This is a genomic window from Streptomyces colwelliae, assembly GCF_048158785.1.
In the GTDB taxonomy this organism is placed as follows: domain Bacteria; phylum Actinomycetota; class Actinomycetes; order Streptomycetales; family Streptomycetaceae; genus Streptomyces.
The window spans coordinates 1-9,513 of sequence record NZ_JBLTJC010000385.1; the positions used below are offsets into that span (position 1 = coordinate 1).

General features: G+C 70.2%; 4 protein-coding genes and 1 pseudogene. 3 read left to right on the top strand and 2 right to left on the bottom strand.

Annotated features, from left to right (window positions below):
• On the bottom strand, positions 1-1,945 hold a 1,945-nt coding region (locus ACNFOC_RS44820; RefSeq protein ID WP_416964764.1), incomplete at its 3' end, for an amino acid adenylation domain-containing protein.
• A pseudogene (locus ACNFOC_RS44825) lies at positions 1,945-5,580 on the bottom strand (non-ribosomal peptide synthetase); the annotation flags it as partial. The pseudogene ACNFOC_RS44825 and the gene ACNFOC_RS44820, both read right to left, overlap by 1 nt.
• Here ACNFOC_RS44825 and ACNFOC_RS44830 point away from each other — a divergent pair.
• The 3 genes from ACNFOC_RS44830 (at position 5,561) to ACNFOC_RS44840 (ending at position 9,371) form a co-directional block, all read left to right on the top strand.
• Entirely contained in the window at positions 5,561-6,973 is a 1,413-nt protein-coding gene (locus ACNFOC_RS44830; protein ID WP_416964765.1) for a S53 family peptidase, read from the top strand. The pseudogene ACNFOC_RS44825 and the gene ACNFOC_RS44830 sit on opposite strands and share 20 nt — an antisense overlap.
• Positions 6,974-7,376: 403 nt before the next feature.
• Positions 7,377-8,690, top strand: coding sequence for a S53 family peptidase (locus tag ACNFOC_RS44835; protein ID WP_416964766.1), 1,314 nt, complete (start codon positions 7,377-7,379; stop codon positions 8,688-8,690).
• Between the two features lie 372 nt (positions 8,691-9,062).
• Positions 9,063-9,371, top strand: coding sequence for a DUF8827 family protein (locus ACNFOC_RS44840; RefSeq protein ID WP_019065418.1), 309 nt, complete (start codon positions 9,063-9,065; stop codon positions 9,369-9,371).
• The last annotated feature ends 142 nt before the right edge of the window (positions 9,372-9,513 follow it).

Genomic DNA, 9,513 nt, shown 5'->3' on the forward strand with positions numbered 1-9,513 from the left:
GCACACCGACCCCCGTCGAGGCCAGCCAGAGAGCAATGCGTTGCTGCTCGAACTCGGCGTCCAGCTCGGCGTCTTCGCGTGCGTGGAGACGTTCGTACACCCCGATGAGCACGGCACGTGCGGGCACGGGCGGGTGTTCTCCCGCAGTCGTCTCCGGGGCGTGCACGGCTTCCGCGAGGGCGGCGAAGTCGGATCGCAGGACGAGGTCGTGCGGGAGGTCGACGGCGAAGCGGCTGAGGATCTCGAAGCGGAAGCGCAGCGCCTTCAGCGAGTCACCGCCGCTGGCGGCCCAACGGTCCCCGGGGCGCAGGCCGTTGACGGCGAGGATGTCTTCGGCGATGTCCAGCACGCGCCGTTGCTCGGCGCTGACGGGTACGTCGCCCTCCTGATCACCACGCCATGGGGTCCCGGCGTCGCGCAGCAGGGCGGCCTGGTCGACCTTGCCGTTGGCGTTTCGCGGCAACTCGGTGACGAGGTAGGTGTGGTGGGGGCGCATGTACGAGGGCAGGGCGGCGGCGAGGTGACGGTCGTACACGTCGTAGGAGAGTTCGCCGCCCAGGACGAGGAAGGCGAGCAGTTCGCTGCGGTCCGCTTCGTCGCGGCGGGTGCATATGTAGGCCTGGCGGACGGCGGGTTGGGCCAGGATCTGCCGTTCCACCTCCCCCGGTTCGATGCGGAAGCCGCGGACCTTGACCTGGCGGTCGGCCCGGCCGACGTAGGTGATCCGGCCTTCGGTGTCCTGGCGTACGAGGTCGCCGGTGCGGTACCAACGCCGTTCCCCGTCCGCCGCATTGGGCAGCCGTACGAAGCTGCGGCCGGTCTGCTCCGGAAGGTTGCGGTAGCCGCGCGTCAACGCCGGGCCGGACAGCAGCAGTTCGGCGACCTCGCCCGGTTCGGCGGTGCGGTCGTCCTCGGTGCGCAGCAGTACGGCGGTGCCGGGGAGCGGGGTGCCGACCGGGATGGTGTCGCCGGCGAAGTCGCGTGGGATGGGGTGGCAGAGGGCGAAGGTCGTCGCCTCCGTCGGCCCGTACACGTTGTGCAGGACGGTGCGGGACGTGGAGTTGGTGTCGTACCAGCGGCGGACGATGCGTGCGTTGAGCTGTTCACCACCGACGAGTACCTGCCGGACGGTGGAGAAGCAGTCGGGTACCTGCTCGGCCACCGCGTTGAACAGGGCTGTCGTGATGAACAGCGTGTCGACACGGCGTTCGCGGAGCGCACCGGCCAGTTGAGGCGCGCTGTGCACCTGGTCGTCGTCCAGTACGACGCAGACGCCGCCGGTCAGGAGCGGGACCCACACCTCGAAACTGAGCGCGTCGAAAGCGGGGTTGGCCAGACTGGCCAAGCGCGCGCCGGGCCGTAGGTCGAGGTAGCCGGGCCGGGCCAGGCGCAGCACTCCGTCGTCGGTGACTTCGACGCCCTTGGGGCGCCCCGTGCTGCCGGAGGTGTAGAAGACGAAGCCCGTGGCGGTGTCGCCGGACTGCTCCGGAGGGACGGCAGGCAGGACGGGACCGTCACCGGTCAGGAGCAGGTGGGCGTCCAACCCGGCTACATACTCCGGCAGTTGGGGCGTGTGCCCGCTGTCGTGGATGACGACGACGGCGCCAGAGTCGTCGAGGATGTGCCGCTGCCGGTCGGGTGGGCTGAGCCGGTCGAGGGGGACGACGGTGGCTCCGGCGCGGCGGATGCCGAGCATGACGCAGACCAGTTGCCAGGAGCGGGGCAGGTGTACGGCGACCGCGTGGCCCGGGCGAACTCCGGCCGCGTACAACCGCGTTGCCACGCGGCCGCTGACCTCTTCGAGCTCGGCGTAGTCGAGGATCCGGTTGCCGTCCTCGACGGCGACGGCGGTCGGGGTACGGCGAGCCTGGCCCAGTACGGCCTCGGCGAGGGAGGCGGACCTCGTAGGGGCCGGGGTGACTCTGCGGGCGGGGCGGAGGTCCATCACGCCTCCCGTGTCGGCAGAGCCAACTGGGCCTCGTGGTGGGCCAGTTCGGCGGTGAGCAGGGTGCCGACCTGGGCCGCTCCGACGCCCTCCAGGATCTCCCAGTGGTCGCACTCCATCGTCTCGACGCGGTAGTCGCCCTCGGCGCGGCGCCGCCAGAAGGCACGGACCTCGGCGTGGAAGGGGGTGTCGTCGCCGTCGGGCACGGCCTGGGCGAGGACGGTGCGCGCCGGGGAGGCCGCAGGGAGGTGTTCGCGGGCGGTGAGCCGGTTGTGGTTGTAGAGGTGGAAGTAGCGGTCGACCTGGGCGTCGTCGATGCCGGGGTACATCCCGTTGAACCTCACGAGTTTGTCGCGGAACTCGGCCGCGTCGACGGCGCCGATCTCCGCGCGCGCGGATGCGTCGTCGGTGGCCTGGGTGTCGAGGAGGACGACGCTGACGGCCCGGTGTCCGGCACGGGCCAGGAGTCGTCCCATCTCGTGGGCGACGAGGCCGCCGTAGGACAGACCGGTCAGGACCAGGGGTGATGCGCCGTCGGGTTCGAGCAGGCGCAGGTACTCCTCGGCCATGGCCTCCACGCTCGGCAGGAGGTCCTCGTCGGGGTTCACTCCTGGGGACTGGATGCCGTACAGGCCAACACTGTCGGGGAGGATCGTGGCCAGGGGGAGGTAGCAGAAGGCGGTGCCGCCGGCGGGGTGGACGCAGACCACACGCGGGCCGGTGCCGGGGCGGAACTCGATGAGGCTGCCGGGCGCGCGGGCGGTGCCGTCCTCGCGCAGCAGCGCGGCGAGTGCCTCGATGGTGGGGCGGGTCATCACCTCGCCGACCGGTAGGCGGCGGCCGAATGTCTCGGTGACGGCGTGGGCCATCTTGATGGCCGAGAGCGAAGTGCCGCCGATGTCGAAGAAGTTGTCGCTGACGCCGATGTCGGGGTGGAGCAGGATGCGCTGCCAGATCCGGTACAGGCCGTGTTCGATGTGGTCGCGCGGGCTGGCCGTGTTGACCTGGTTGGAGGTCGACTCCTGGGCCAGGCGCAGCAGTTGGGGCCGGTCGAGTTTGCCGCTGCGGTTGAGCGGCAGGGTGTCGAGGTCGATGAAGGCGGCGGGGATCATGTAGTCGGGCAGTCGGCGGGCGAGGGCGGTGCGCCAGTCGTGGGTGGTGCGGGCCGGTGCGGTGCCCCGGCCGATGCCGGCGAGCAGGCGGGGCTGGCCGGTCGCGTCGTGGTCGACGAGGACGGCGGCTTCGCGGACGCCGGGCAGGGCCATGAGCGCGGCTTCGACCTCGGCGGGTTCGATCCGGAATCCGCGGAGTTTGACCTGGTCGTCGGCGCGGCCGAGGTAGTGGGCCTGGCCGTCCGGGAGGCGTCGGGCGAGGTCTCCGGTGCGGTAGATCCGCTCACCGGGTATGAACGGATCGGGCAGGAAGCGTTCCTTGGTGAGGTCGGGGCGGCCCAGATAGCCGCGGGCCAGCGATGCTCCGCCGAGGTACACCTCCCCCGTCACGCCGGGCGGGACGGGTTCCATGCGGCCGTCGAGCAGGTACATCCGGGTGCCGGGCAGCGGGCGGCCGATGGGGCACGGCCGTTCCAGCGGGCGGGGGTCGTAGTAGGCGGTGCTGTAGAGGGTCGCTTCGGTGGGGCCGTAGCCGAAGCAGATCCGCAGGCCGGGGAGTTGCTGGGTCATGCGGTGCAGGGCGGCTTCGGTGAGCGACTCGACTCCCGTGAGCAGCGTACGCAGTTGAAGCCCGCGCAGCCGTACGGCCGGGTCCTCGTCGATCCACTTGACGTAGGCGGGCGGCAAGAAGGCCTGGGTCACGGCGTGTTCGCGCATCCATGCCAGCAGTTCCTCGGGGTCGCCGCGCAACTCCTCGGGGACGATGTGCAGTTCGCCGCCGGTGGTGAGGGGCAGCAGCAGTTCGTGGATCGAGGCGTCGAAGCCGATGCTGGACCAGGCGGAGCCGACCTCGCCGGGGGCGGTGCCCATGCGGGCGTGCCAGCCGGCGAAGAGGTTGAGGACGCTGCGGTGTTCCACCGCGACGCCCTTGGGCCGTCCCGTGGAACCGGAGGTGAAGATCACGTAGGCGAGCCGGTCCGGCGTGGGGGCGATGCCTGCGGGCGGTTCGTGGCGAGTTGCTCCCTCGGCTTCTACGGCCCCCAAGTCGAGCCATTCCGGGGACCGTTCCGCGCTGTCGTGGTCGCTCAGGACGAGGGGGCAGGCCGCGTCCTCGACCATGTTCGCGAGGCGTTCGGCGGGTTGGCCCGGGTCGAGCGGGAGGTAGGCGGCGCCCGCTTTGAGGATGCCCAGGATGCCGACGGCCAGGTCGCAGGACCGCTGCGCGTGGAGGCCGACGACGTCGCCGGGGCGGACGGACCGGGCGACGAGGGCGTGCGCGAGGTGGTTGGCGCGGCGGTCGAGGGACGCGTAGTCCAGCGAGCTGTCGCGGTCGACGACGGCGGTGTGTGCAGGGCGCTCGCGGACGTGGGTCTCGAAGAGTTCGACGAGTCCGGACGCCGTGGACGGAGCGGCCACGGGTGCCTCCGACCGTGCGGCGTCGCCGTCGAGCAGTTCCTGTCGGCGTTCCTGAGGGGCCATCAACTCCAGGGCTCGGACGTCCCGTTCGGGGTGTCTGGCCATGTCGGTGAGCAGATGCCGCAGATGACCGGCCCAGCGCTCGGCGGTGGTGTGGTCGAGGAGGGCCGTCGCGTAGTCCAGGTACCCGGTGATACGGCCGTCCGACTCGGTCGCCGACACGGCGAGGTCGAACTTGGCCGGGGCGTGGGCGATCGGCAGCGGCTGGGCCTCGACTCCGGGCAGGTGCAGCAGGTCCCGCCGTTCGGGCACCCAGGCCAGCATGGTCTGGAACAGCGGGGTGCGGGAGGCGCTGCGCGGCGGGTTGACCAGCTCGACGATGCGCTCGAACGGCAGGTCCTGGTGAGCGAGTGCCTCGCGTACGACGGCGCGGGTGCGGGCGAGCGCCTCGGACGCGGTGAGGGAGCCGGACAGATCGATGCGCAACGGGAGGGAGTTGACGAGGAAGCCGATGAGACCGCCAGCTCCCGGGCCGCGCCGGTTGGCGAACGGGCTGCCGACAACGATGTCCTCCTGCCCGGAGAGACGCGACAGGAGTATCGCCCAGCCTGCCAGCACGGCCACGAAGGAGGTGGCACCGTGCTGCCTGGCGAGGCTGCGGAGCCCGGCGGTGACCTCGTCGTCGAGGCTGAACTCGGCCCGGCCGCCCGCGTATTGCTGTTCCGTCGGGCGTGGACGGTCGGTGGGCAGTTCCAGGACGGGCGGCGCGTCGTGCAGCGCGCGTAGCCAGTAGTCCTCCTGGGCGGCGAGTGCGCCGTCGAGGACCGCTCGCTGCCGGGTCTGCGCGTGGTCGGCGAACTGAACGGCGAGCGGCGACAGGGGGTTCGGGTCGCCTGCCGCGAACGCCTCGTAGACCTGGCCGAGTTCGTCCATCATGACGTTCATCGATACGCCGTCGTAGATGCTGTGATGGAACGTCAGCAGGAGTACGTGACGGTCAGGTCCCACGGCGAGAAGGCGTCCGCGTCCGAGCGGGCCGGTGTCGAGGTCGAACGGCCTTTGCTCCTCGTCGAGTTGGCGGGCGGCGATGCGCGCGTCGAGGTCGGGGGCGGGGGGTGCCGTATCGGTTCGGCTAGCGGAATCGGAAGCCTCGGAGTCGGCGGCTACGGAGCGCAGACTCGGCTCCGCCGCCGCCGCGACCGCCGCGCTCCTGATCGCCGGACTCGGCACCGCGGCCCACGCGAGCGCGGCCGCCGACACCACCGCGAGCACCAAGAAGGTCAGCGCCAAGACCGTCGCCGCACAGGTCGCCAAGGCCCACGTGCAGTACGAGAAGGCCGCCTGCGGCGCCACCCCGAAGAAGGGCTACGCCGCCTGTAACGCCCTCCGTGTCACCGGCGGCACCACCGCCTTCATGGAGAAGCAGGCCGCGCTGAAGGGCGTCACGCCCAAGACCATCTCCCCGAAGGCCGCCTCCGCCGACCCCACCGGCTACGGCCCCTCGGACATCCAGTCCGCCTACGGCCTGGCGAGCGCCGCCTCCTCCAGCGGCTCCGGCGAGACCGTCGCGATCGTCGACGCCTACGACGACCCGAACGCCGAGTCCGACCTCGCGACCTACCGCTCGTACTACGGCCTCTCGGCCTGCACGACGGCCAACGGCTGCTTCAAGAAGGTCAGTCAGACCGGCTCGACGACCTCCCTCCCGACCGCCGACAGCGGCTGGGCCGGCGAGGAGTCCCTCGACGTCGACATGGTCAGCGCAGCCTGCCCGAACTGCAACATCCTCCTCGTGGAGGCCAAGTCGGCGACCGACGCCAACCTCGGCACCGCGGTGAACGAGGCGGTCGCCCTCGGCGCCAAGTTCGTCTCGAACTCCTACGGCGGCTCGGAGTCCTCCTCCGACACGACGTACGACACCTCGTACTACAAGCACCCGGGCGTCGCCATCACCGCCAGCGCGGGCGACGAGGCCTACGGCGCCGAGTACCCGGCGGGTTCGCAGTACGTCACCTCGGTCGGCGGCACCGCCCTCAAGACCTCCTCGAACAGCCGCGGCTGGACCGAGAGCGTCTGGAAGACCAGCAGCACCGAGGGCACCGGCTCCGGCTGCTCCGCGTACGACGCGAAGCCCACCTGGCAGACCGACACGGGCTGCACCAAGCGCATGATCTCCGACGTCTCCGCGGTCGCCGACCCGGCCACGGGCGTCTCGGTCTACGACACCTACGGCGCCGACGGCACCGGCTGGGGCACCTACGGCGGCACCAGCGCCTCGTCCCCGATCATCGCCTCGGTCTACGCCCTCGCCGGCACCCCCGGCAGCAGCGACTACCCGGCCAAGTACCCCTACGCCAAGGCCGGCACCTCCGCCCTGAACGACGTGACGAGCGGCAACAACGGCTCCTGCTCGACGAGTTACTTCTGCACCGCCGGCTCGGGCTACGACGGCCCGACCGGCTGGGGCACCCCGGAGGGCGTGTCCGCCTTCACCGGCTGACCGCACTCCACTCCGCAAGAACCTCCCCGTCGGGTCACGGGGAGCCGCCGGCAAGAGGGGGACGTGGGGTCCCCTCGGCGGAGCAAATGGCAACGGGCCGCGGCAACCAGCCGCGGCCCGTTCGCCGTGTGCCCATGTGCTAAGCGACTGTGTGACCAGTGGAAATCCCCTGGAAATACTGTGAGTTGAGTCAAGCGGTGACCACTCCCTGACCATCGGACGGCCATCGGAAAGTAAGGCCCGGCCCTGGTTCGGTAAGACGGAAGTCAGGATTCCAGCAGCCTCTTGTTGTCGCGTACTCAACAAGGGATCGTCATCGCGGGCCGCCCCCCACCGCCGGAGAAACCGTACCGGCGGCACGCACCCGCACCGCCCCTGTTCCACCGACTCAGGAGGCTGCACCTTGCGTACCACGACCCCCAACTCCCCCCACACGCACGGTAGATGGCGCCGCACAGGGTCCGTCGTCATAGCCACAGCCGCACTCGTCTTCACCGGCCTCGGCACCGCCGTACAGGCCGACGCCGCGGCGAGCGCCACCACCTCCACGAAGGTGACGTACGCCGCCACCCCCTGTGCGACCCCCAAGCACACGGGCGACCTCACCTGCAAGTCCTACCGCGTCACCGGCGGCCTCACCGCCTTCCAGAAGATGCAGGCCGCGAAGACCGGCATCACCCCGAAGGCGGCCGACGCGACGACCCCCTCCGGCTACAGCCCGACCAACCTCCGCTCCGCCTACGGCCTGACCTCCGCCGCCGCTTCCAACGGCTCCGGCGAGACGATCGCCATCGTCGACGCGTACAACGACCCGAACGCCGAGGCCGACCTCGCCACCTACCGTTCGTACTACGGCCTTTCGGCCTGCACGACGGCCAACGGCTGCTTCAAGAAGGTCAGTCAGACCGGCTCCACGACGTCTCTCCCCACCAGCGACGCCGGCTGGTCGGAGGAGATCTCCCTCGACCTCGACATGGCGAGCGCGATCTGCCCGCTCTGCAACATCACCCTCGTCGAGGCCACCAGCGCCAGCTACGCCAACCTCGGCACCGCCGAGAACGAGGCCGTGACCCTGGGCGCCAAGTTCGTCTCGAACTCCTACGGCGGCTCCGAGTCCTCCTCCCAGACGACGTACGACACCTCGTACTACAAGCACGCGGGCGTCGCCATCACCGTCTCCTCCGGTGACAGCGCCTACGGCGCCGAGTACCCGGCAACATCCCAGTACGTGACCGCAGTTGGCGGCACCAAGCTCTCCACCTCCTCCACCACCCGCGGCTGGACCGAGGCCGTCTGGCGCACCTCCAGCACCGAGGGCACCGGCTCCGGCTGCTCCGCCTACGACGCCAAGCCCACCTGGCAGACCGACACCGGCTGCACCAAGCGCATGGAGTCCGACATCTCCGCCGTCGCCGACCCCGCCACCGGCGTCTCCGTCTACGACTCCTACGGCGTCACCGCCGGCTGGTACACCTTCGGCGGCACCAGCGTCTCCGCGCCGATCATCGCCGGCGTCTACGCCCTGGCCGGCACCCCGGCCAGCGGCACCTACCCGGCGCAGTACCCCTACGACTACGCGGGCACCTCGTCCCTCAACGACGTGACCAGTGGCTACAACGGCTCCTGCTCGACGGCGTACTTCTGCACCGCCGAGACCGGCTACGACGGCCCGACCGGCTGGGGCACCCCGGAGGGCGTCGCGGCCTTCACCAACTGACGGTGATCTGCTCCCCACCCTGATCTGACCCTCAGTCACATGTCATGCCACCGTGGGTCGTGGGGGCCACACGTGGCACGAGAGAACGGGCCGCGGCATCCAGCCGCGGCCCGTTCATCATGAGAACATCAACACGAACCAAATCCAGTAATCAGGGGCTAACGACCAAACCACGGACAGGTTCCGATCCGGCTTCGTTGCCCGGCGTTACCTACCGTGATACACAGAGTGACCGTACGGTGTATTCGTACGAAACCCGCCAATCAATGACGCCAAGTCGACATCGGACAGCGCATTTGTCGGCGACAATGATGCCTGACCTCTGCGCACCAGCAGGGGATGCGGAACTACCCACCAGGGGCGGTGACTTACATGCTCTTCGCGGCCGACAAGGGAGACATCAACACCATCATCGGGGGGATCGCTCCGGACTGGGGCCCCTTCGGCAGCCTGGGTAACGAGGCGAAGGTGATGATCGAGGTCGTGATGGCGGTCGCCATCCTGCTCTGCCTCGGTATCGCCGTATGGGGTGCGGCCAAACAGCGCATCGGCGCGACGGCGCTCCGCGACACGTTCAGCGCGGAACAGGGCAAGGGACTCATCGTCGCCGGCCTGACCGGCGTCTTCATCATCGGCTCCCTCGGCACCCTCTTCACGATCGTGTACGGCATGGCCGTGTAGCCGGTCCCGACCGGAGTCACCAAGCGGATGCTGCTGCTCGGCGGTCATCGCACGGCCGTGGCGGACCTCGCCGCGTCACTGCCGGAGCGGACGGTGGTCGTCCTGGAGGGGCAGACCATCGCCGCGCACACCGAACTGCGCA

What these genes read in the sequence shown, in the direction of transcription:
- ACNFOC_RS44830 (WP_416964765.1), top strand. Translation starts at nt 5,561, where the DNA reads ATGCGCGCGTCGAGGTCGGGGGCGGGGGGTGCCGTATCGGTTCGGCTA.
- ACNFOC_RS44840 (WP_019065418.1), top strand. Translation starts at nt 9,063, where the DNA reads ATGCTCTTCGCGGCCGACAAGGGAGACATCAACACCATCATCGGGGGG.